The sequence below is a fragment of the Streptomyces sp. ATCC 21386 genome, assembly GCF_018728545.1.
Classification (GTDB): Bacteria; Actinomycetota; Actinomycetes; order Streptomycetales; family Streptomycetaceae; genus Streptomyces.
In genome coordinates this window covers 8,582,922-8,607,177 of sequence record NZ_JAAVVL010000001.1, presented here as the reverse complement: position 1 = coordinate 8,607,177, position 24,256 = coordinate 8,582,922, and the positions used below count along the sequence as shown (strand labels likewise).

Here is a 24,256-nt window from a genome sequence, read left to right as displayed (position 1 = left end):
CCGTGTATTCCCGGTATGGCGGGACCGGTCAACGGCTCAGCTCGCGGTCACCACATCGAGTGAGTCGCGGGTTGCGGTGATCCGCTCCAGCAGCAACGGCAGCCCCAGCACGGGCAGCAGCCACGCCGCGACGATCAGCCGGTCGCCCCAGATGGTGATGTCCGGATGCCCGGCCTGGTTGAGGATCCCTGTGCACGCGGCGGCCAGCACAAACCAGCCGAACACCGGCCGCTGCCGCAGAGCGCCCCACGCACCCGCCGCCGACGCGGCGAGGAACAGCGGCTGGATCAGCTGCCGACGCCCCCACTCCGCCCAGAAGTTCACTTCCAGACGCAGGAACTCCGCCCAGGGCCGGGCCCGGTCGGGGCGCGTGAAGTGATCGGTCAGCAGATCCTGGAGGCTCTCCGAGGCCGCCGGGTAGTGCAGGAGCGAGGCGAGCGCCGGCGTGCACACCGCCGCGCCTGCGGACACGGCTCCGACCGCCAGCACCCATGGCTCGACCGCCCGCACCCGGGCCCCGACCGGCCCGCGCCCGCGCCCGCCCCCCGTTCGTGCGCCCCCGGGTGCGCGCCGTGCGGCGACCACCGCGCACGCTCCCACCAGGCACACCCCCAGGAACAGCGCCTGTGAGTGCTTCACCGTGAAGAGCGCCGCCAGGGCACCGCCGACCAGCAGCGCCCCCGCCCGCACCCGGCCCTCCCGCGCCAGAGCGCACCCCCAGAGCGCCGCCAGCGTCAGGGCCAGCAGCACCCCCTCGGTCATGGGCCGCATGGCGGTCGCGCCGCACGGCAGCACGTAGTAGAGGGCCTGGCCGGTGAGGGCGACGGGGACCGGGGCGTGGACGGCGCGCAGGACGAGGAAGGCCAGGACGCCCCCCGCCGCCGCGATCAGCACGCTCGCCAGCCACACCCCCCACAGGACCCCGAACACCGCGACGAACGGGGCCAGCAGCACCGGGTAGCCGGGCCGCACCTCGAAGATCCGCAGGAACCGCTCCGAGGTGAACGGCGCGACGGGGACGCCCGACTGCCCGGCCGCCAGCCGCCGGTCCACCTTCCGCCACAGCTCCCGCCGACACTCCTCGGCGACCCGCGCGGCCGGGGACGGCGCCCGGAACCGCACCACGTCCACGCGCCGCTTCCGCTCGGCCGTCGCCGCCCGGCTCCCGCAGTAGTGGTCGATGGTCCCGGCCGCGGACTCCCGCACGCTCGCACCGCCCAGCGTGAGGGCGTACGAGACGTAGTTCTTGGTGTCGGGGGTGGCGCGCCCGGTGACGCTCGCCAGTTGGAGCAGCGCGAAGACGGTGGCGAACAGCAGCACCCACGCCCGCGCGCGCGTCGCGAGGATCCGCGCCCGCCCGTCGGCCGTGGGCGCCCTCATGACGACGACGGGAAAGCGGCCGACGACGGGAAAGCGTTGGCGGCCGCCGGGGACGGGGCCGGCCGGGGCGCGGGCACCGCCCCCGCCGCCTCACCCAGCATCAGCGTCCGGACGACCCGCTCCGACGCCCGCCCGTCGTCGAACTCGCAGTACCGCTCCCGGAACCCCGCCCGCAGCCGCGCCGACTCCCTGTCCCGCCACTGCCCGGAGTCGAACAGCCAGGCCAGCTCCCGGTAGGACCGGGAGACATGGCCGGGCGGGTCGGCGGTGATGTCGAGGTACATGCCCCGGCTCGCGGTGAAGGCGTCGAGGTCGTCGGCGTGGACGACGATCGGCCGGTCCAGGTTGGCGTAGTCGACCATCAGGGCCGAGTAGTCCGTGACCAGGACGTCGGAGGCGAGCATCAGCTCCTCCACATGCGGTTCCTCGGTCGCGTCCACCACGACACCCCGCCGGTGCAGCTCGGACGGCCCGAACCCGCGCGCCGGCCCGTCCGCGAGCGCGGGATGCAGCCGTACGACGAGGGTGAGCGCCTCGCCCAGGCTGCGCCGCAGATCGGCGGCGAACCGGGCGAGGTCGAAGCGTTCGGCGTGGCCGCCGCGCCGGTGGTCGCGGGGCGTGGGCGCGTACAGCACGACCGTGTGCCCGGCCGGGACGCCCAGCCGTTCACGGACCGCCGCGCCGCTCTCCGGCCCGGCGTTCACGAGCACGTCGTTGCGCGGGCTGCCGGTCCGCAGCGAGGCGAAGCCGCACGGGTACGCCCTGCTCCACACCAGCTCGGAGTGGCGGTTGGCGACGAGGCTGTGGTCCCAGCGGTCGGCCCCCCGCAGCACGCCCGGCACGTCCACGCCGAGCCGGGCACCCGGCTTGTGCAGCAGGTCGGCGCCCATGAACTTCAGCGGCGTTCCCTGGTGGGTGTGCACGTGCACGCTGCCCGGCCGCTTGGTGAGGGCGCCGGGCCAGTCGGCGTTGCCGACGAAGTACGTCGCCCGCGCGGCCAGCCGCCGGTACTCGGCCGAGCCCGGCGTCACGTACTCCACGCCCGGCGGCAGCGCCGGCACCCGCTCCGGGCGCACCACCCACACCCCCCGGATGTGCGGCGCGAACTCACGAGCGGCCTGGTACACGGCCGCCGGGTCCCCCAGCACCCCACGATGGGAGAACGCCGAGTACAGGGCCAGATGCGGGTCCAGCGGCAGCCGCTCGTGGGCCAGCGACCAGCCCCGGCCGATCCACTCGGTGCCGACGGCCCGCAGGCGCTCCCCGCGCACGCCGAGCGCGTTACGGGCGCGGGCCGCGCACTGCCGCGCCCGGTAGGCGGCCCAGCCGCCCTCCAGCACCTGGTGGGCAGGGACCGGGGAGTCGTCGCCCGACCGGTGCTTGCGGTACAGCCCCGCCGTCCGCCGGAAGAACTCGGCCCGGTCCCCGGACGGCACCCGGTCCGGTGCGGCGAGGATCTCCAGACAGTGGTCCGCCATCGCCTCCCGCACCCGGTCCCGCCAACGCGTCAGTTCCGGACGGGAGTTCAGATGGGCGAAGACCCGCTCGTACTGGTCGTGCACATCGAAGTGCCCCCGGCCGGTGGTCGACAGCAGGGTGCCCCGCGGCCGCTGCCGGTTGGACACACAGATCCGGTCCAGCGTGGCGATCCGCCCGGCGCCGAGCAGCACCGGGAACGTCCATGGCGTGTCCTCGTAGTGCCCCGGCGGGAACCGGAAGCCGTGCGCCTCCAGGAACTCCCGCCGGTACGCCTTGTTCCACGCGACCCTCGGCAGGCCGAGGAACTCCGGGCGCTCGGCCACCGTGAACGTGCCCTCGCCCGCCGCGCCCAGGAGGTGCGCGTGGGTGTCGCGCCGCGTCTCGCCCCACCAGTACGTCCGGGCGTGGTCGAAGACCAGCACATCGGGGTCCCCGGCCTCCGCCAGCCGGTCCGCCAGCGCGCGCAGGGCGCCCGGGACCAGCGTGTCGTCGCCGTCGAGGAAGAGGACGAAGTCGCCGGTGGCGTACGGCAGTCCGGCGTTGCGGGCGCGGCCCGGGCCCACGTTCGCGGGCAGGTGCAGCACCCGCACCCGCGGCTCGCGGGCGGCGTACGCGTCGAGCACCTCGCCGCTTCCGTCCGGCGAGCAGTCGTCGACGGCGATCACCTCCACGTCCCCGTACGACTGCTCCAGGACCGAGTCCAGGCAGTCGCGGACATACGCCCGGACCTCGAAGACGGGGACGACGACACTGAAACGGGGCATGTCCTCAGCTCCTCACAAGGGTCGCGGCGGCGGGTGCCGGGGCGGCGGGTGCCGGAGGGGTGAAGGGCGGGGCGGGGGCGCGCTCGGCGAGCGGCAGGACCGGCGGCAGCGCCTCCGGCCGCTCGCCGAGGAACACACGCCGGACGACCCGCTCCGCCGCCCGCCCGTCGTCGAACTGGCAGAACCGCTCCCGGAAGACGGCCCGCAGCGCGTCGGCCTCCACGTCCGCGTACGAGCCGTCCCGGAACAGCTCCGCCAACTCCCGCCCGGTGCGCGCCACATGACCGGGCGGCGCGGCCGGCAGATCGAGGCAGACGCCCCGGGTCTCCCGGAACACCTCCCAGTCCTCCGCGAGGATCACGACGGGCCGGTCGAGGTGGGCGTAGTCGAACATCAGCGACGAGTAGTCGGTGATCAGCGCGTCGGCGGCGAGGCACACCTCCTCGACGCGGGGGTGCGCGGTGACGTCGATGATCCGTCCGCCGCTCGCGCGCGGGGAAGGGGCGGCGGAGCGGTGGTGTGCCCGCAGCAGCACCACGAACTCCTCGCCCACCGCCTCGCAGAACGCCTCCAGGTCGAGCCGGGGCTCGTGGCCGGGCGAGTGGTCGCGGTGGGTCGGGGCGTAGAGGAGGGCCTTCCTGCCCTCGGGTACACCCAGCGTGCGCCGGGCGCGCGCCACGTCCTCGGCCGTCGACGTGTACAGGACGTCGTTGCGCGGGCAGCCGTACTCCAGCTGTTCGTACCGCCCGGGGAAGGCCCGCTCCCAGGTCTCGGTGGAGTGCCGGTTGGCGGAGAGGCCGAAGTCCCAGCGGTCCACGCGCCCGAGGAGAGCGGCCGAAGCGGCGGGCCCGCCTGACGCGGCGGTCACCGCCGGATACGCGGAACGGTCCAGGCCCGTCGCCTTCAGCGGGGTGCCGGGCGAGGTCCGGACGTGGACACCTCCGGGACGCTCGACGACGGTGTGGCCGAGATCGCCGAGCTCGCTGAGGTCGGTGAGGTCGGTGAGGTCGTCGAGATCGGCGTCGTCGACGAGGTACTTGGCGCGGGCCAGCAGCCGCCCGGCGCGCGGACTGCCGAGCACGGCGTGCTCCGCGCCGTGCGGGACCTGGTCCACTGCCTCCGCCGCGACGAGAAACACCGAGCGGACCCGGGGCGCGAGTTCGCGGGCCTTCGCGTGGAGTGCGGCGAGGTCGCCGCCGACACCGCGCACCCGGTGCGCGCGGTACACGGCGAGATTCGGGTCCAGCGGCAGACGCCGCCGCACGGCGCGGACGGCGCGGGCCAGGGGCGTGCGCGGGCGGGGGAGCGCAGCCGGGGCGCCGACGGCGGCGCGGCGGGCGGCGTGCAGGACCCGGAATCCGCCGTACGAGCCGCGCGCGAGCAGTCGGTGCTGGAGTCCGAGGTGGCCGGTGGGCACCTGGAAGCCGGTCGGGCGGTGGAGGCCGTAGAGGTGGGTCGCGCGGCGGAAGAAGTCACGGCGGTGGTGGGCGGGCAGCCGCTCCGGGTGCGCGAGACTCCGCAGCACGATCGCGAAGAGCCGCCCGAACAACGCCTCCGTCAGCGCCTGCCCGGCCGCGGCCCGGGCGAGCACCAGCTCCACCTGGTCGAGGAGTTCGAGGTGGTGGGCGCCGGGCGCGTACAGTCGGCTGCCCTGTCGGCGCAGCAGATGGCGCACGCAGACCGTGTCCGGCAGTTCGGCCGTGCGGTCGGCGGCGAGGGCGACCAGGCCGTTCCAGCCGACATCGGTGAAGTGGCCGATGGGGAAGGTGAGTTGGCGCGTGTTGAGGAAGTCCCGGCGGTAGGCCGCACTCCACGCCGGGGCGTCCGGGCCGACCGGGCGCACGACGGTCGTGCCGCCCTCCCACCAGTGCGCCCGCTCGTGCGCGAAGCGCAGGACGTCCGGGTCGTCCGTCTCGTCCAGCCGGTCCGCGATCGCCCGCAGCGCGCCCGGCGTGAGCGTGTCGTCCCCGTCCAGGAAGAGGACGTACGTCCCGTGCGCCGCGGCCAGTCCCGCGTTGCGGGCAGCGCTCAGGCCGCCCGTCGGCGGCGACTCGACCGGGGTGACGCGGGTGTCCCTGACGGCGTACGCGGCGCTGATCGCCCCGGCCGGTGAGTCCACCGCAGCCTCGTGCACCGGAATCAGCTCGAAATCACCGAACGGCTGACCGAGGACCGACTCCAGAGCGAGTGGCAGCCGCCCTTCCACGCCGTAGGTGGGGACGATGATGCTGAAGCGGGGCATTCTTTCCTTTCTGGGGGTGCGTTGTCGGGGGTGCGTGGTCGGGTGCGGGTCCGGTGGGGCTTCTCGCGCAGTTCCCCGCGCCCCTGAAGGCTTCAGGCCCTGCGGGCCTGAAAAGGCTGGGGCGCAGCCCGTCTTTTCAGGGGCGCGGGGAACTGCGCGACCAGCCCCCACCGGACGGACGCCTGGGGGTCGAAGGGGCGCAGCCCCTTGAGGACGGGACGGGTAGGGGCGGCGGGGGCGAGAAAACCGCCTACGTGCCCAACAAGTCATCCGCCCCCGCCCGCACCCCCGACGCCGACGGAACCGGCCGCCGCTCCCCCAGCGGCACCACATCTCCCGGCGGCACACACTCACCCAGCACCACCCGCCGCACCACCCGCTCCGCCGCCCGCCCGTCGTCGTACGGACAGAACCGCTCCCGGAACGCCGCCCGCAACTGCGCCGACCGCGACCCCCGCCAGTGCCCGGTCGCGAAGATGTCGATCAGCTCGTCCTCGCTGCGCGCGACCGCGCCCGGCGCACACGCCCGCAGATCGAAGTACGTGCCGCGCGCCGCCTCGTACGCCTCCCAGTCCTCCGCGTGGATCACGATGGGCCGGTCGAGGTTGGCGTAGTCGAACATCAGGGACGAGTAGTCCGTGATCAGGGCGTCCGAGGCCAGGCAGAGGTTCTCCACGCTCGGGTACCCGGTGACGTCCAGCAGCCGGCCGTGCGCCAGGTCGGTCAGCGGGGAGTCGTACGCGTGGTGCGCGCGGGCCAGGACGACGAAGCGCGGCCCGAGTTTGCGCAGCACCCGCTCCAGATCCAGGTGGGCGCGCTGCGAGTGCCGGTAGTCGCGGTGCGTCGGGGCGTACAGGACGGCGACCGCGCCCTCGGGCACCCCGAGGTGCTCGCGCACCCGGGCCACGTCCGTCGAGTTCGCCCTCAGCAGGACGTCGTTGCGCGGCGAGCCGTATTCGAGGGTGGTGAACGGGGAGGGGTAGACCCGCTCCCAGACGAGCGTGGAGTGGCGGTTGCCGGACAGGACGTAGTCCCACTGGTCGCTGCCGCGCAGGACGTCCTCGAAGTCCGTGCCGCGCGCCGCCGCCGGCCGGTCCCGCAGATCGAGCCCCATGTGCTTGAGCGGGGTGCCGTGCTGGGTCTGCAGCAGCACCTGACCGCGCCGTTTGACCAGCCGGCTGTCGAAGCCGACGTTGTTCACCAGGTATTTGGAGCGGGCGAGCGCCGTCCAGTACGCCATCGAGTCGGGCAGCACGCGCCGGGTCGCCACCGGCAACGTGTGGTGGTGCTCCGGGCGCGCGACCCACGAGGTGCGCATCGTGGGGACGGACGTCCGGAACGCGTTCTCCAGCGCGGCCGGGCTGCACTCGTAGCCCCGGCCTCCGTACGCGGCGAACACCGCCCGGTCCGCGCGCAGCGGGAGCAGCCGTTGGACGCGGTAGTGGAGGCGCAGACCGGCGGAGCGGAACAGCCCGGCCACGCCCCGCACCAGGCGCCCGGCCCCCCGGCCCAGCCGCGCTCCGGCCCACAGGGCGCGGTAGAGGCGCGGGCTGCCCAGCCGCAGGAGCGCGTGCCGGAACCGGGCGCGGGCGCGGAGGGGCACGCCGGGGGTGCGGTAGCGGGCGCAGTGCGCGCGGACCGTCCGCAGGAACTCGGCGCGCGCCTCGCGCGGCAGCCGGTGGCGCCGGGAGTACACGGAGGTGAGGTGGTCGAGCATGCGCCGGAACAGCACCGGCCGCCACTGCGCGAGCTCCGGCCGCTCGTCGACGTACGCGAACACCCGGTCGTACTGCCCGAACACGTCGAAGTGACCGTACGTGGTCGCCCCGAGGAGGCTGCCGTGGCGGCGCAGGCGGTGGTGGACGCAGACCCGGTCGAGGGTGGCGACGGACTCGGCCGTCATCAGGACGGGGTACGTCCAGGCCGTGTCCTCGTAGATGCCGGACGGGAACCGGAAGTCGTGGTCCTCGACGAACTCTCTTTTGTACGCCTTGTTCCACGCCGCAGGGCGGACGGTGAGCAGGCCGGGGCGGTCGTCGAGCCGGTACGGGGCCGGGCCCTGCTCGGTGAGCCGGCGGTCACGCGCGTCGTGGACCGGCTCGCCCGTCCACGCGACACGCGCGAAGTCATGGACGAGGACGTCCGGTTCGCCGGTCTCCTTGACGCGGTCGGCGATCGCCTGGAGCGCGCCCGGCGTGAACGTGTCGTCACCGTCGAGGAAGAGGAGGTAGTCGCCCCTGGCGTGCTCCATCCCCGTGTTGCGGGCGGCGCCGGGCCCCGCGTTCTCCCGCAGGCGCACGGTGCGGCGCACTCGGGGGTCGCGGGCGGCGAACTCGTCGGCGATCGCGCCGCAGTTGTCGGGCGAGGCGTCGTCGACGACGATCAGTTCGAGGTCGGTGAAGGACTGGGACAGCACAGAATCCAGGCATTCGTGCAGGTACGCCTGAACCTTGTACGCGGGAACGATGACACTGAACCTGGGCAAGGAGGACATCCATGGGTCGGCGCGGGCATACTGCCCGGAAACGGCCGATGGGATGATTTGGTTACGGTGCGTGTTCCATACGGGGGATTCTCAAGGGAGTTGGGGGCGCACGGGTGTGTTTCGCGGTGCGTGCGCCCCCAGTTGGCGGCCGCTACTTCACCGCCCCGGCCATCACCCCCGACACGAACTGCCGTTGGAACGCGAAGAACACGGCCAGCGGGATCACCATCGAGATGAACGCGCCCGGCGCCAGGACCTCGATGTTGCTGCCGAACTGCCTTACCTGCTGCTGGAGCGCGACCGTCAGCGGCTGGGAGTCGGAGCTGGAGAAGACCAGCGCGACCAGCATGTCGTTCCACACCCACAGGAACTGGAAGATCCCGAGGGACGCGAGCGCCGGTGCGGCCAGCGGCAGGACGACCGTCGCGAACAGCCGTACCTCGCCCGCCCCGTCCAGCCGCGCCGCCTCCAGCAACTCCCGCGGGATCTCGGCGAAGAAGTTCCGCAACAGGAAGATCGCGAACGGCAGTCCGAAGCCGACGTGGAAGAGCACCACGCCGATGATGTCCCCGAAGATCCCGAGATCCCGGAAGAGCCCGGACAGCGGGATCAGCGCCACCTGCACCGGCACCACCAGCAGCCCCACCACGCCCATGAACCACCAGTCGCGGCCCTTGAAGTCCAGCCAGGCGAAGGCGTATCCGGCCATCGCGCCGATCAGGACGACCAGCAGCGTCGCCGGCACCGTGATCCAGACCGTGTTGAACAGGGCGTCCGTGATGCCGTCGTTCTCCAGCAGCGACTCATAGCTCCTGGTGGTGAGTTGGGCCGGAGCCGAGAACACCTTCCACCACCCGGAGGTGGAGATGTCGGTCGGGTCGCGGAACGACGAGACCAGCAGTCCGAAGGTCGGCACCAGCCAGAACAGCGCCACCAGCAGCAGGAACACGCGCAACGCGCCCCCTGCCGCGCCGCTCGCGAGCCGGGCGGCTACGGAGCGTTTCTCGACAGGTGTGGAGCGTTCCTCGACAGTCGTCACCGCTGGCGCTCCTTCCTGAGGCGACGGATGTTGACCCACATCACCGGCAGCACGAGCAGCAGCAGGACCACACCGATCGCACTGCCGAGACCGAAGTCGCCGCCACCGCCGTACGACACCAGATAGAGCTGCAGGGCGAGGACGTTGGCCTCGTCCTGGGTGGGCTGGGGCGCGATGATGTAGACGAGGTCGAACACCTTCATCACATTGATCATCAGCGTGACGAGGACGACGACCAGGACCGGCGCGAGCAGCGGCACGGTGACCTTCCGGAACACCTGCCACTCGTTCGCGCCGTCGACCCGGGCCGCTTCGAGCAGATTGCGGTCCACCCCGGCCAGTCCGGCCGCGATCAGCACCATCGCGAAGCCGGCCCACATCCAGACGTACGAGCCGATGACGGCCGGGGTGACCAGGGTCGGGCCGAGCCAGTCGATGCCGTTGTAGGGCGCGGCGAAGTTCGAGCCGGGCAGCCGGAGCCGGGACCCGTCGGCGGACTCCGGCAGGCTGAAGGTGCCGTCGGAGCCGCTGGTCGCGGTGGCGACGACCGTGCCGTTCTTCACCGCTTCGACCTCGACGCCCTCCAGCGCCTTCTCACCCGGGTCGACGACGCCCTTCTCACCGCCGCCACCGAGCCGGAAGTCCAGCCAGACGGTGCCGGTGACACCGCCCCCGGTGCCGGCGCCGGGGGCCTTCGCGTCCCGCGCGTCACCGGGCAGGCTGCCCGGCGCGATTCCGACCAGCGGGAGGAGCGCCGGGGTGCCCGCCCGGACCGTCCCCTCCGTGGTGAACGCCCCGCCGCCGGACGCCTTCAGATCGCTCACCTGCGCGTTGGGCCGGGCCTTCGGGTACACGGACTCGTCCACGAAGATGTCGTGCACGGACGTCACGACCGCGTTCGCCACGCCCTGGTCCGGATCCTGTTCGTACACCAGCCGGAAGATGATGCCCGCGGCCAGCATCGAGATCGCCATCGGCATGAAGACGATCAGCTTGAACGCCGTTCCCCAGCGCACCCGTTCGGTCAGTACCGCGAAGATCAGCCCGAGCGCGGTGACGACCGCCGGCGCCACCGCGACCCAGATCGCGGTGTTGCGTACGGCGACGAGGGTCGCGTCGTCGGTGAAGATCTCCGCGTAGTTGTCGAGGCCGACGAAGCCCGAGCCGTCCGCGTCGAACAGGCTCCGCCAGACCGAGTACCCGATGGGGTAGACCACGAGCGCGCCGAGCAGCGCCAGCGCGGGCAGCAGGAACAGCACCGCCACCCACAGCCGGGTGCCCGTCACGCTCTTGCGCGGTGCGGCGGGGGGCGTCGGCAGCTCGCCGGCGCCCCCCACCGTCTTCGTCACGGCGGACGACATGAGTCGCCGTCAGCCGTTCCCGTAGGCCTTGGCCGCGTCGGTCTCCAGCTGCTTCTGGGCACCGGCCACGTCATCGGGATCCTTCAGGAAGTCCTGGAGGTCCTTCCACTCGCCGACGCCCTGGGTGCCGCCGAACGCCGCCGGGGCCTGGTCGGACATGTCGAAGCGGAAGTCGTCACCCGCCGCGAGCAGCGCCTTGGCGATCTCCCGGGTCACGTCGTCCTTGTAACTGCCCTGTTCCATCTCCTTGTTGGGGGAGAGGAAGCCGCCCTGGGCCGCCCAGATCTCCGCCGCGTCGGTCGAGGCGAGGAAGGTGAGCAGCGCCTGCGCGCCCTTGCTGTCCTTCAGCGCCACGGCCGCGTCGCCGCCGGTGACCACGGGGGAGTCGTCGCCCACCGCCGGGAACGGGAAGACCTTGGCGTCCGCGCCGATCTCGGCGTCTGTGTCCCCGTTGATGGTGACGGCCACGAAGTCGCCCTCGAAGACCATGCCGGCCGGGGCGTCCCCGCTGAAGGTCTGCGTGATCGACTTCGGGTACTCGGTCCGCAGGGCGCCGGCGGCCCCGCCCGCGATCAGCTCGTCCTTGCCCCACAGTTCGGCGAGCGTCGTGAGGGCGTCCTTCACGGACGGGTCGGTCCACTTGAGTTCGTGCTTGGCGAGCTGGTCGTACTTCTCCGGGCCGGCCTGCGACAGATAGACGTTCTCGAACCAGTCGGTGAGCGTCCAGCCGTCGGCGCCGCCGATGGAGACGGCGGGCGAACCCGCGTCGGAGAGCGTCTGCGCCGTCTGCAGGAACTCGTCCCAGGTCCCCGGCTCCTCGGTGATCCCGGCCGCCTCGAAGGCGGCGGTGTTGTACCAGACCAGGGACTTGTTGGCGGCCTTCGCGTAGACGCCGTACTGCTTGCCCTCGTACGCGCCGAGGTCCTTCCAGCCGTCCGAGAAGTTCTTGTCCAACTGCGCCTGTGCCTCGCTGCCGAGCGGTTTCACCCAGCCCTTCTCGGCGAACTGGTGCAACACGCCGACCTGCGGCAGGAACGCCACGTCCGGCGGTTTGCCGCCCTCGATCTTCGTACCGAGGAAGGTGGACGTGTTGTTGCCGGTCGGCACGAACGTCACCGAGGCGCCGGTGCGTTTCTCGAACTCGTCCAGCACCTTCTGGAAGTTGTCCAGCTCCGGGCCGGTGAAGACGGCCGCGACCTCCAGCTTCTGGCCGTCCAGCTTGGGGAGTTGAACGGTGGCCTCGCTGCCGCCGCCGTTGCCGTTGTCGGCGCCGTCGCCCTTGTCGTCGTCACCGCCGCACGCGGTGAGGGAGAGGGCGAGGACGCCGGCGGCGAGGGCCGCGACGGCCCTGGCGGCGGGGGCATTGTGTGTGGTGGCCCTGAATGTGGGGGGATGGGTGGGCTTGCCAAGGGAAGTGGGCTTGCGTGTGCGAAGCATGCGACCCATGCGGTGGATGTTGCGCATCTCTGACCCCGTTCTCCGTGCGTCGTCGAACGTAGAGCGCTGTCCCGTGGGCTCTGGTCTACGCCGGGTGCTCGGGGGCGGCAAGAGCGCCTGCCGTGTCAACGTCTTGATCGTGACCGCGTCGTGACCATGACTCGGCGGGGAGGCGCTGCCGGGTGCCGGGTGCCGGGTGCCGGTTGCGGGGTGCGGGGTGCGGGGTGCCGGGTGTGGGGTGCCCATGAGCCGTGGGGGAGTTCGTCGTCGGCGGGTGGTCGGTTCGTCGTGGTTGCTCGCGCAGTTCCCCGCGCCCCTGGGAGGGGCCTGCGGCCCCGTCCCTCGGAGCGATGGGTCAGTGAGGAGGCGTTGGCGGGTGGCTGGTTCGTCGTGGTTGCTCGCGCAGTTCCCCGCGGCCCTGGGAGGGGCCTGCGGCTCCGTCCCTCAGAGTAGGGACGGGGCCGCCGTCGCCGAGACCTCGCGGGCCGCTCGGTCCAGGGCGCTGGCCAGGAGGGCCAGGTCCGTGGGGCCGTTGCCCAACTCCCTCACCGGGCGCCGCGCGGGCGGGTCGCCCATCCGCGTCCAGTCGAGCGGGACGACGGTCGGCCGGAGGGTGGCCGTACGCGGAATGCGGCCCGTCACCCGTCCCGCCTGGAACGCGGTCGTACGACCCCTCTCGCCCAGCAACTCGCCGCGCCCTGGCGCAGGTTCGTCGGGACCCGGCACCGGCGCGCTCAGGACGACCCGCCCCCCTGCCGCCCGCCCCAGCTCGCTCTCGCTCTTCCGCCCGCCCCCGCCGGTCGTGGCCACGAGATGCACCCCGAGCCGCTCGCCCTCCCGGGCCACCGCCTCCAGGGCCCGGACGACCGACCCCGCCGCCGGCCGCCCCGTGGAGCCCAGGGGCGGTGACAGCAGCGCGTCGAGGTCGTCGACGATCACGACGAGCCTGGGCAGTTCCGAGGCGAGGCCCTGTCCGGCCCCACCCCTGCCGTCCTGCTCGGTGTTGCGCCGGCTCGGCCGCAGCCGCAGCGTGGAGCTGGACGACGAGTCGAGATCGGCGGCCCCCGCCGTCGCCGCGGCCTGCCCGGCCCCGGCCCCCGACCCGCCCGGCCCGGAGAACCCCACCCCCGGAGCGGCCGGCTTCGCCGCACCGGACCCCGAGGTCGCCGAGGTCGCGGAGCGCTGCGGGACGATACGGCCCGACACCTCGCGCCGCGTGTGCCACTCCACGAACCCGAGCCCGTCGAGCAGTTCGTACCGACGCTTCAGCTCGGCGATCAGTGACTGGGCGAACTCCCGCATCCGGACGGGGTCGTTGGCCGTCAGATGGGTCCCCACATGGGGCAGGTCGGTACAGACGCCGAGCCCTTCTCCCGCACGGCCCGCGCCGCCGCTGCCGGCGGCGCCACCCGCGCCGCCGTCCCGCCCGTCGACGAGGACGATGCCCAGCCGGTCGGGCCGCTCGGCGGCGGCCAGCGACGCGGCGACGGCCCGCAACAGCTCCGTACGGCCACTGCCGACCGGCCCCTCGATCAACAGGTGTGGGCCCTCGGCGACGAGGTCCACGGAGACGGGCCCGCGCGGACCGGCGCCGAGCACGGCCCAGGCGCGCCCACCGAGCGCCGTCGTGTCGTCGCCCGCGTCCGCCCAGCGCGCCATCAGCGACGCCGGTGTGGCCCGCGCGAGGCCCAACTCGTCCAGCAGCCGCGCCGACTGCGGCAACGGCGCCGAGACCCGCGCCTGCCGGTCGCCGACCGCCCCGTCCGTCCGCAACGGCGCCAGCGCCCGCGCGAACCGCTCCGCCCACGCCGCCGAGACCGCGTCCAGCGTGGCCACCGTGCCGTGGTTCAGCAGGCCGGGCGCTTCCCGTGCGTCGATCGAGGGGATGTCCCGGGTGCCGGGGTGCGTCCGCTCGTCGGCACCCGAGAGCGCGCCCTCCGAGAGGTCGAGGGCGGTATGCGTACGGCTCACCACGGCGGGGTCCGCCTGAGCGGAGCCAGGGGCCCGGTCGGGCCGCACGGGCTCCGTGTGGTCGGGGCGAGGGCGGCCCGGCGAGGCGTCGGAGGCCGTACCGCGCGCGTGTTCCGAGGGCTCCCGAGGCTCCCGCGACGGAAGACCGGACGCCCCGGCCCGCCCGGCGCCACCCGCCGTGGACGCCGTACCAGCCGTACTCGTCGTGCCTGTCACGCTCATGGCGTTCGTCGTGCCGGCCGCCCCGGAGCCCTTGCCCCCGGCGTACCCGGCGGAGGTGACACGCAGCAGCCGCAGCGCCGTGGCGACGTCACCGCTGAGCAGGGCGACGGCCCCGCACGCGCGGAACGCGGGGGAGACCTCGCAGGCCGCCGTGTATGTCTCGGTCACCGGGGAGGCGGGCGACGCGGACTCCGTCTCGGCGAGGCACACGACGTGGATCCCGGCGACGGGCCCCTCCTGCGCCAGCCGCACCACGGCCTCACGCACATCCGCGCCCCCGGGATCCCCGTCCACGATCACCACCGTGTACGGCCCCGCGAAGCCGCCGCCCGCCGGTTCGTCCTCCCGCGCCCACGACGGCCGCCGCGCGCTCCGCCGGGCCGAGCCGCTCTCGGCCGCCCCGGTACCCCGATCGGCAGGGTCGACCGAGGCCGTGGCCCTGCCCGTCGTCGTACGTCCGCCGTCGGCGCCCGGCGTGCTCCCGGGCGCGTGGCCCGCCGTGTCCGCCGCGTGGTCCTCCACGCGCCGCAGAAGCTCGTCCAGCCGGGCCGTCGTCTGCTCACGGTCGTAGGCCAGGAGAAGACGGCAGTCCTGGCCGTGCGCCGGGCGCAGATGCGGGAGCCAGCCGAGCCAGGACCAGTCGGTGGTGCGCTCCTCGACGGGCCGGGCGCGGTCCGCGCTGATCAGCACCAGTTCCAGGGTGTCGGGGGAGTGCAGCGCGGCGAGCTGGGCCACGACCGCGCGGGTCAGCCCCATCAGCCGGGGGCGCGGTCCGGCGAGCCCCAGCGCGCCGACCTCCCGCAGCCCGGTGGTCACCGGCACGGCGGGCAGCAGACCCGATCCGTCCGGCGCGGGACGGTCCGTCGTGCCCAGCCGCACCGTCAGCGCCTCCGGGTGCTCGGGCCCGCGCTCCCACAGCCGGGTGCCGGGCCCGAGCGCGGTGAGCAGCAGCGCGGCGAGGTCCGGCCAGGTCTCCGGCAGCCGCTCTCCGGCCGCCGGGAGCACCGAGGCCGACGCCCCGCGCTCGTCCTCGTCGTACTCCGCGTCGTACTCGTACGGGTCGTACTCGGCCCCCGACTGTGCCCGCCCGCCGGTCAGCCGCCGGGCCCAGGCGCCGAGCCCACCCCGTTTGCGCACCCCGCGCGGCACCTCCGTGCCCCGGAGGGGCGTGCCTTTGCGGGTCCCGGGCCCGGGGGCCTCACCGCCGTGCCCGAGACCGCCCTCACCGGGTCCGCCGGCACCGGCACCCGGCCCGCCGGGCTCACCGGCGGCGCGGGGGTCGGGGGACCGGCGGGAGGCGCCGTGGCCGCGGGCCTCACCGGCGCGCGGGTCCTCGAATCCGTGCGGGACGGCGGTGTCGCGGGAGCCCCCGGCACCGCCGAGGGGATCGTGGCCGTCGCGGGGACGGCCGTGGCTCTGCGCCCCCACACCGCTCCCGCCGCCCTCACCGGCACCCTCGGGCACCGGCGGCACCTGCGGCACCGGCCCCTGGCCGGCACTCGGCGCGGCCCCGCGGCCGGTGCCCCCGGTCGCGCCGGGCCGGGTGCTTCCCGTCGTCCGCTCGATGCCGGGCATCCCGCCCTGCCCCGGCACCGTCCGCCGCTCGGCACTCCCGTGCCCGGAACCCCCGGCCCCCGGCGCTCCCGTACGCCCACTCCCCCGAGCCACTCCACCGGAAGCGGACCCGGACCCGCCACCGGACCCGGACCCGGACCCGCCACCGGACCCGCCGCCGGACCCGCTGTCACCTGCCGGCGCTGCCCCGGCCCCCGCCGCGACCCGGACGTGTCCCTCGCCGTCGGGTGTCGTGCCGACCCCGCGCGCTCCCGACGACGAGGCCAGCCGGAGCGCGGACTCGCCGATGCGCAGCAGCGCGCCCGGGGCCAGACGGACCGGGCGGTCGCCGACGCGGGTGCCGTCGAGGGTGGTGCCGTTGGTGGAGCCGAGGTCGACGACGGAGACACGGCCGTCGGCGGAGAGGGTGACCGCGCAGTGCAGGCGGGAGACGTCCGGGTCGTCGAGCGGGACGTCGGCGTCGGCGGAGCGGCCGATGTGGATCTTGCCCCCGTGCAGCAGATGGACGCCGCCCGCGTCGGGGCCCGCCACCACGTGCAGCTGCGCGGCGGCCTCGTCGACCTCGGGGCCCGGCTCGGAGGGGGCGCCCAGGGACAGCACGGCGCCGTCGATGAGGGGCGGCTCGCCGAGGGTGCACCGCTGGACGTCGAGGCGCTCGGCACCGGCGTACAGCACGACCTGTCCGCCGCCGACCTCCCGGCTGCGCTCCAGCCGCTCCGCACCGCCCTCCCCGACGGCGGAGGCGAGGCCCGAGGCCACGGCGGCGAGAGCCGTCCCGGCGGGCGCCGTGACCAGCACGTCGCAGGCCGTGGCACGTCCTCGCGGCTCGGAGGGCGGTCCCAGCGGGTCTACGACGGTCAGCCGGATCTGCATCGCCGTCAGCGGTCCCTTCCGCGCGGGCACCCGCGACGACGAGGACGAGACTGCGCGGTCCCCACCGCAGACTTCCCCCACCGCTTCACGGGCACGTCGGCCAGTACTGGAGGCATCCTCGCACCTGCCACTGACAACTCGCCCGCCGCCCGGCATCAAGTGATCTTGATTGGTCGGCTCTGCCCACAAAAATGCCTGACCAGTGCCCGCCAGTTGATCACTTGAGATCGGTCACGTCCGCAACGGGGCCGCATTCGGGATCGGTCACGTCCGCATCCGGAACCCGACATACCCCCGCACGGCAACCAAGGCCCGCGAGGGAGCGTCTTTCCATCGAACGCACACGGGTACCCGTACGTACTCGACCCACAGCGAACGGACAGAGTGGGCAGGAAGAGTCGGGAAGCGAACAGCCCGGTCCCGGGGACGGCCGCACTACAGTGGTCGGAACGTCCGCGTGAGTCCAGGGCGTGACCAGGCAAGCAAGCAACAGGGAGCGCATGACGTGCGGCCGGTAGGCAGTAAGTACCTCCTTGAGGAGCCGATTGGACGCGGCGCCACAGGCACTGTCTGGCGCGCCCGCCAGCGGGAGACGGCCGGCGCCGAGGCGGCCGTGCCGGGCCACCCCGGCGAGACCGTCGCGATCAAGGTCCTGAAGGAGGAGCTCGCGAGCGACGCGGACATCGTGATGCGGTTCCTGCGGGAGCGCTCCGTCCTGCTCCGGCTCACCCACCCGAACATCGTGCGCGTGAGGGACCTCGTCGTCGAGGGCGATCTGCTCGCCCTGGTCATGGACCTGGTCGAGGGCCCGGACCTGCACCGCTACCTCCGGGAGAGCGGCCCCCTCTCGCCGGTCGGCGCGGCCCTGATGACCGCCCAGATCGCCGACGCGCTCGCCGCCAGCCACGCCGACGGCGTCGTCCACCGCGACCTGAAGCCCGCGAACGTCCTGCTCAAGCAGGGCGGCGGCGAGATGCACCCGATGCTGACGGACTTCGGCATCGCCCGCCTCGCCGACTCCCCGGGGCTGACCCGGACCAGCGAGTTCGTCGGCACGCCCGCGTACGTCGCCCCCGAGTCCGCCGAGGGCCAGCCGCAGACCTCCGCCGTCGACATCTACGGCGCCGGCATCCTGATGTACGAACTGGTCACCGGGCGCCCGCCGTTCAACGGCCAGTCCGCGCTCGAAGTCCTGCACCAGCACCTCAGCGCCGAACCGCGCCGCCCCTCCACCGTCCCCGACCCGCTGTGGACGGTCATCGAGCGCTGTCTGCGCAAGAACCCGCGCGAGCGGCCCAGCGCCGTCAACCTCGCCCGGGCGCTGCGCATCGTCGCCGAGGGCGTCGGCGTCCACGCGAACTCCATGCAGATCGCCGCCGCCGAGGGCGTGGGCCACATCCTCGCCCCCGACCCGGCGCCCGCGCAGGTGCCGGGCTCCCCGGAGCCGTTCGGCTCGGCCGACCCGACGCAGGTGCTGCCGCACGGCGCGGGCGCGTACGACCCGAACGCCGCGACCAGCGTTCTGCCGCACACCTCCGGACCCGCGGGCTCGGGCGACCCCACGACCGTGCTCCCGCACACCTCCGGCGCCGACCCGACGTCCGTCATGCCGCCGGTGCCGTCGCACGACCCCGGTGGGCAGCCGCCCGAGCAGCCGCACCCCTGGCAGAACCAGCTCCGTGCGGCCCGCGACCGCAACGAGCAGACGCAGGTCCAGTACCTCGACCCCAACGAGGATCCGCTGCGGCGCCGGCCCCAGCGGCAGGCGGCCCGTCCGCAGCAGCCGCAGCAGCCGCCGCGTCGGCAGCAGCAGCGGCCGCCGCAGGGCGGGCCGGGACCCGGGTACGGCCACCCGCAGCAGCAACAGCCGTACGCCCCGGCGCCGGCGCCCGCGCGGCAACCGCAGCAGCAGCCGCAGCGGCGGCAGCCGGAGCGGTACGCGCCCGCGCCGCAGCCGCAGCAGCCGGCGCCGCGGCCTCAGCGGGAGCCCCGGCCGCCGCGTCAGCGCAGCGCCAATCCCATGCGGATCCCCGGGCTCGGGTGCCTCAAGGGGTGCCTGTTCATGATCGTCCTGTTCGTCGTCGGCGGCTGGCTGATCTGGGAGTTCACGCCGCTGCAGGAGTGGTTCGACACGGGGAAGAGCTGGTGGGGCCAGCTGGCCGACTGGGTCGGCCAGGTGGGGAAGTGGATCGACGAACTGGGCAGCGGCTCCGGTTCGGGGGGCTCCGGGCAGTAGAGCGCCTGATGGCTCGGCGGGCGGGGTCCCGTGGCGGGTGCGGCCCGGTGGGGCTTCTCGCGCAGTTCCCCGCGCCCCCAAAAACCCAGGCCCTGCGGGCCTGAGAGACCACGGCCCTGCGGGCCGGAAAAGCCCACGCCCTGCGGGCCGGAAAAGCCCACGCCCTGCGGGCCGGAAAAGCCCACGCCCTGCGGCCGGAAGTCGACGGGGCCGCGGCGGTTGAACAGCAACGGGGCGCAGCCCCTGCTTTTCGGGGGCGCGGGGAACTGCGCGAGAAGCCCCACTCACCGGCACCCGCCGACGCACCGATCCACCCACCCCCTCCGCGCACCCCGCCCCAAGACGGAGTCCCACGTTGGGGACTTGTCGACATCCGAGGGGTGATTTCCGCCTCGGCGGTGAACCTTGGGTCCCCGGGCGCGTAGCTTTGTCGCCAACACGCGGCCTGTAGGAGCAGTCTTGGGACGGAAGATCGGAAGCCGGTACACCGCGAACCAGATTCTGGGGCGGGGCAGCGCCGGCACGGTGTGGCTGGGGGAGGGCCCGGAGGGCCCCGTCGCCATCAAGCTGCTGCGCGAGGACCTCTCGTCCGACGAGGAACTGGTCGGACGCTTCGTCCAGGAGCGCACCGCCCTGCTGGGCCTCGACCACCCGAACGTGGTCTCCGTACGCGACCTCGTCGTCGACGGCAACGACCTCGCCCTCGTCATGGACCTCGTCCGGGGCACGGACCTGCGCACCCGCCTCGACCGGGAGCGCCGCATGGCCCCCGAGGCGGCGGTCGCGATAGTGGCCGACATCGCCGACGGTCTGGCGGCGGCGCACGCGGCCGGGGTCGTCCACCGGGACGTGAAACCGGAGAACGTGCTGCTGGACATGCAGGGCCCGCTGGGCCCCGGCGGCGCGCACCCGGCCCTCCTCACCGACTTCGGCGTCGCCAAGCTGATCGATTCCCCTCGGCGCACCCGCGCCACGAAGATCATCGGAACACCGGACTATCTCGCCCCTGAGATCGTCGAGGGCCTGCCGCCCCGCGCGGCCGTGGACATCTACGCCCTGGCGACCGTGCTCTACGAGCTGCTGGCCGGATTCACCCCGTTCGGCGGCGGCCACCCCGGCGCGGTCCTGCGCCGCCATGTCACCGAGACCGTGGTCCCCCTCCCCGGCATCCCCGAGGAACTGTGGCAGCTCCTCGTCCAGTGCCTGGCGAAGGCCCCGGCCTCCCGCCTGCGCGCCTCGGAACTGGCGACGCGACTGCGCGAGCAGCTGCCGCTGCTGGCGGGGATGCCGCCGTTGGACGTCGACGAGCCCGGGGCGGAGACGGAGGAGGCGGCCGAGGAGCAGACCGTGCCGGTGGTGCCCGGGGAGCGGGTGCGGCGAGGGGCCGTACCGCTGGTGCCCGGGGCGAAGCCGGACTCCAACCGGGACACGCACACGTCGATGAGGGTGCCCGGGCCGGACGAGCTGGCGGGCGGGGCCCGGGGGACGGCGCGGGTGCCCAGGGCCTCGGGGGCGCCCCGGCCGGGCTCGGCCCGCCGTCGGGCGATGGCCCGTCGCCGACGGATCACCCTCGGGGCCGCGGCGGTGGCGCTGGTGGTCGCGGCGGGTGTGGGCACCTGGGCGGCGACATCGGGAGGCGACTCGGGCGGCGGGTCCAAGGACACCAACAACTCCACGCCGACATCGCCGTGATGTGACGTGAACATCGCGCATTCCACGCCTGACAGGAACACCGGCGCCGTGCGACCCGCGACAAGGGGATGAACGACATCGCGAGCGAAACCCCCGACGAGGTCAACGGCGGAAGCCGCGCCCCCGGCCGGGCCGAACTCCTCGTCGCCCGCGGCCCACGAGCCGGCGTCGCGTTCAGGGGCGCACTCGTCCTCGCTGCCATCGTCTCGGTCGGCTCCTGCGGTTCTCCGGAACCGCGGGGGTCCTCCCCGGGGCCGGACAGCGCCCCGGGAGGCTGCGAGATCCGTGACACCACCCAGCAGGTCGCCGACCGCTTCTCCGCGCTGGGCAGGGTCGTCACCGCCGAGTGGTGCGCGATGGACCTCTCGGGCGGCTCGTCCCGCGTCCCCGGCCCGACCGACATCAGAATGGTCGGCTCTTTCGAGACCACGGCCGAGGACATGAAAGCCGTCCTCGACGCCCCTGGCAGGACGTTCGAGAAGGACGAGCCCGAGGACATCCCTGATGCCCTCAGTGCCTCGATGCCGGAGAACCACGAGTGGCTCACCAGCTCCGACGTGGACGAGGAGATCACGCAGGGCCTGTACACCGCGGCGTTCTACTTCGACCCCGCCTCGAACAGGATCCTCTTCGACACCGTCAACCCGACCAGGACCGGCGACGAGGCAGTCGTGGTCGGAGGGTGAGGGAGGAGGTCACCGCCGGCTGCCGCCCCGGGGCCGAGGGCGTCCCACCATCGTCACCCGGCGGAGCCGTTAGGCTGGGGGTGTGGCAGTCGTCGATGTATCCGAAGAGCTGAAGTCCCTCTCCTCGACCATGGAGTCGATCGAGGCCGTTTTGGACCTCGACAAGCTGAGGGCAGACATCGCCGTGCTCGAGGAGCAGGCGGCCGCGCCGTCCCTGTGGGACAACCCGGACGAGGCGCAGAAGATCACCAGCAAGCTCTCCCACCTCCAGGCCGAGGTCAGGAAGGCCGAGGCGCTGCGCGGTCGCATCGACGACCTCGCCGTCCTCTTCGAGATGGCCGAGGAGGAGGACGACCCGGACACCCGTGCCGAGGCCGAGTCGGAGCTGGTGCTCGTCCGCAAGGCGCTGGACGAGATGGAGGTCCGTACGCTCCTGTCCGGCGAGTACGACTCCCGCGAGGCCCTCGTCAACATCCGCGCCGAGGCCGGTGGCGTCGACGCCGCCGACTTCGCCGAGAAGTTGCAGCGGATGTACCTGCGCTGGGCGGAGCAGAAGGGCTACAAGACCGAGGTGTACGAGACCTCGTACGCGGAGGAGGCGGGCATCAAGTCCACCACCTTCGCCGTGCAGGTGCCGTACGCCTACGGCACGCTCTCCGTCGAGCAGGGCACCCACCGGCTCGTCCGCATCTCGCCCTTCGACAACCAGGGCCGGCGCCAGACCTCCTTCGCCGGTGTCGAGGTGCTGCCCGTGGTCGAGCAGACCGACCACATCGAGATCGACGAATCCGAGCTGCGCGTCGACGTCTACCGGTCCTCCGGGCCCGGCGGCCAGGGCGTCAACACCACCGACTCGGCGGTGCGGTTGACCCACCTCCCCACCGGCATCGTCGTCTCCTGCCAGAACGAGCGGTCCCAGATCCAGAACAAGGCCACCGCCATGAACGTCCTCCAGGCGAAGCTCCTGGAGCGGCAGCGCCAGGAGGAGCGGGCCAAGATGGACGCCCTCAAGGACGGCGGCAGTTCCTGGGGCAACCAGATGCGTTCGTACGTCCTGCACCCGTACCAGATGGTCAAGGACCTCCGCACCGAGTACGAAGTCGGTAACCCCGAGGCCGTGTTCAATGGCGAGATCGAGGGGTTCCTGGAGGCCGGAATTCGCTGGCGCAAGCAGCAGGAGAAGTAAGGCCTCAAAATTCAGCGCTTTGTCGACAAGGCAACTGCCCTCCACTGGAGGGCAGTTGCCTTGTCTGTGGGGGGATGTCTGGGTCTTACGTCACACTCACATGTTGGTGACGAGGTCAAAAGCGGTGAACGGGACATCGCGTACGCAACGACCTTGACGTTACTGGGAAAACTGGGAAGGTTGGCGTATGGCATGCGCATTACTGGGGCGCATGTGAACCGGGGGACTTCGACCCAACCGACTGCTCCCGTTGATCGCGGCCCCGGGCGCTGCTCCATTTACTGATAGCTACTGGGGGTAGCAGCCATATGACGAAGAAGACGCGGATCCGTGTGGCGCGAATAGCCGCGGGTGCCGTGATCGCCGCCGGCGCGTCGCTGACCGCCGCGGGCGCCGCTTCCGCGCTGGACCTCGGAGTCGGCGTCGGTGTCAGCACCGACGACGGTTCCATCGGGGCCGGCGTCTCGGTCCAGACCGGCAACGACACCGAGGGCAACACCAACGTGGGCGCGACCACGGGTGAGACCACCGGTGAGACCACGACCGGTGAGACCACGACCGGTGAGACCACCGGCAGTGTCAGCACGACCGGCAGCGTCAGCACGACCGGCAGCGTCAGCACGACGGGCAGCGTCGGTACGACGGGGACCACGGGCGGCGACACCGGCACGACCGGCACCACGGGCACGACCGGTACCACCGGCACGACCGGTACCACGGGCACCACGGGTACCACGGGCACCACCGGTACCACCGGCTCCAGCTCGAACGGTACGTCCAACGGCACGTCCAACGGAACCTCCGGCGGTTCCACCTCCAACGGAACCTCCAACGGCACCTCGGGCGGTTCCACCTCCAACGGGACCTCCGGCGGCTCCACCGACGGCGGCTCCACCTCCGGCGGTTCGTCCGACGGCGGCACCGACGGCGGTTCCTCCACCTCCGGTTCCTCAACCTCCGGTGGTTCCTCCGACGGCGGCTCCACCTCCGGTGGGACCGACACCGACGGCGGCAACGACGAGTCCGTGCAGCAGGAGGGCTCCTCGGCCCTCACCGACACCGGCTCGGAGGCCGAGGCCCAGGGCGCCGGCACCGGCGAGCTGGCCGAGACGGGTGCCGCCGAGACCACGTTCCTGCTGGTCGGCGCCGCCACGATGATCGCCGGCGGTATCGGCTTCCGTCTGCTGCCGCGCCTGATGGCCGGCCGCGGCGCGGCCGCCTGATCCCAGGCGGTCGGGCACAGCACCGCACACGTACGACGAGGGCCCGGGGCAGCCAGCCCCGGGCCCTCGTCGTACGTACCCGTCCGTCCCGCGCCCGCCCCGTGTCGGTGCGGCGCCCGCCCCTATGCCGTCTGGTGTGCCAGCAGGGCCACAGCCGCTATGAGGATCGCCAGCAGGGCGATCAGGGTCATGGGACTCAGGCCCGCGAAGGGGTTCTCCTGCTGGAGTCGCTCGCGGCTGGCCCGGCACACATGGCAGCGGCCCTCGGCGACGGGGGACGCGCAGTTCGCGCACACCAACCGGTCGTACGTCATGCGCCTCGCCCTCCTTGCAATGGCCTCACACATACCTCAACGCTTCGCGGAACCGGACCGTTCCTCTACACCACTGTGCCAGGTTCCGCCG

14 protein-coding genes are annotated in these 24,256 nt (G+C 73.3%); 5 read left to right on the top strand and 9 right to left on the bottom strand.

All coding sequences use genetic code 11. The features are described 5' to 3' along the window. Positions 1-36: 36 nt before the first annotated feature. The 8 genes from GWK25_RS36880 to GWK25_RS36845 form a co-directional block, all read right to left on the bottom strand. Positions 37-1,380: a hypothetical protein gene (locus GWK25_RS36880; RefSeq protein WP_215455818.1), complete on the bottom strand. Its 1,344-nt coding sequence runs from the start codon at positions 1,378-1,380 to the stop codon at positions 37-39. After that, positions 1,377-3,623 carry a bifunctional glycosyltransferase/CDP-glycerol:glycerophosphate glycerophosphotransferase gene (locus GWK25_RS36875; protein WP_215455817.1) on the bottom strand — a complete coding sequence of 749 codons (2,247 nt, stop codon included), beginning with the start codon at positions 3,621-3,623 and terminating at the stop codon, positions 1,377-1,379. Before GWK25_RS36875 ends, GWK25_RS36880 begins: the two co-directional genes overlap by 4 nt. Before the next feature lie 4 nt (positions 3,624-3,627). After that, complete coding sequence (locus GWK25_RS36870) at positions 3,628-5,865, bottom strand: CDP-glycerol glycerophosphotransferase family protein (RefSeq protein WP_215455816.1); 2,238 nt, start codon at positions 5,863-5,865, stop codon at positions 3,628-3,630. A 250-nt stretch (positions 5,866-6,115) separates the two neighbouring features. Then, positions 6,116-8,359: a bifunctional glycosyltransferase family 2 protein/CDP-glycerol:glycerophosphate glycerophosphotransferase gene (locus GWK25_RS36865; RefSeq protein WP_251829209.1), complete on the bottom strand. Its 2,244-nt coding sequence runs from the start codon at positions 8,357-8,359 to the stop codon at positions 6,116-6,118. Between the two features lie 142 nt (positions 8,360-8,501). Beyond that, positions 8,502-9,389, bottom strand: a complete 888-nt coding sequence (locus GWK25_RS36860; protein WP_215455814.1) for a carbohydrate ABC transporter permease — start codon at positions 9,387-9,389, stop codon at positions 8,502-8,504. Then, the gene (locus GWK25_RS36855; protein WP_251829208.1) at positions 9,386-10,750 is read right to left on the bottom strand and encodes a carbohydrate ABC transporter permease; all 1,365 of its coding nucleotides are present in this window, start codon (positions 10,748-10,750) and stop codon (positions 9,386-9,388) included. The genes GWK25_RS36860 and GWK25_RS36855 overlap by 4 nt, the downstream gene beginning before the upstream one ends. 9 nt (positions 10,751-10,759) lie before the next feature. Then, complete coding sequence (locus GWK25_RS36850) at positions 10,760-12,187, bottom strand: ABC transporter substrate-binding protein (protein WP_251830591.1); 1,428 nt, start codon at positions 12,185-12,187, stop codon at positions 10,760-10,762. A 444-nt stretch (positions 12,188-12,631) separates the two neighbouring features. Continuing rightward, complete coding sequence (locus GWK25_RS36845) at positions 12,632-16,828, bottom strand: FHA domain-containing protein (protein WP_215455812.1); 4,197 nt, start codon at positions 16,826-16,828, stop codon at positions 12,632-12,634. A 505-nt stretch (positions 16,829-17,333) separates the two neighbouring features. On the opposite strand from GWK25_RS36845, the gene GWK25_RS36840 reads away from it, so the two are divergent. From GWK25_RS36840 to GWK25_RS36820, 5 genes are all read left to right on the top strand, one after another. Further along, a complete protein-coding gene (locus GWK25_RS36840; protein WP_215455811.1) occupies positions 17,334-19,064 on the top strand; it encodes a serine/threonine-protein kinase in 1,731 nt (576 codons plus the stop codon). A gap of 459 nt (positions 19,065-19,523) precedes the next feature. Continuing rightward, positions 19,524-20,756, top strand: a complete 1,233-nt coding sequence (locus tag GWK25_RS36835; protein WP_215455810.1) for a serine/threonine-protein kinase — start codon at positions 19,524-19,526, stop codon at positions 20,754-20,756. 68 nt (positions 20,757-20,824) lie between these two features. After that, on the top strand, positions 20,825-21,442 hold the full coding sequence (locus GWK25_RS36830) for a hypothetical protein (protein WP_215455809.1): 618 nt from the start codon (positions 20,825-20,827) through the stop codon (positions 21,440-21,442). A gap of 82 nt (positions 21,443-21,524) precedes the next feature. After that, entirely contained in the window at positions 21,525-22,628 is a 1,104-nt protein-coding gene (prfB, locus tag GWK25_RS36825) for a peptide chain release factor 2 (RefSeq protein ID WP_215455808.1), read from the top strand. A 308-nt stretch (positions 22,629-22,936) separates the two neighbouring features. Beyond that, the gene (locus GWK25_RS36820; RefSeq protein WP_215455807.1) at positions 22,937-23,851 is read left to right on the top strand and encodes a hypothetical protein; all 915 of its coding nucleotides are present in this window, start codon (positions 22,937-22,939) and stop codon (positions 23,849-23,851) included. Positions 23,852-23,973: 122 nt separating this feature from the next. On the opposite strand, the gene GWK25_RS36815 is transcribed toward GWK25_RS36820, so the two are convergent. Next, on the bottom strand, positions 23,974-24,165 hold the full coding sequence (locus GWK25_RS36815) for a hypothetical protein (RefSeq protein WP_033524968.1): 192 nt from the start codon (positions 24,163-24,165) through the stop codon (positions 23,974-23,976). Positions 24,166-24,256: the final 91 nt, after the last annotated feature.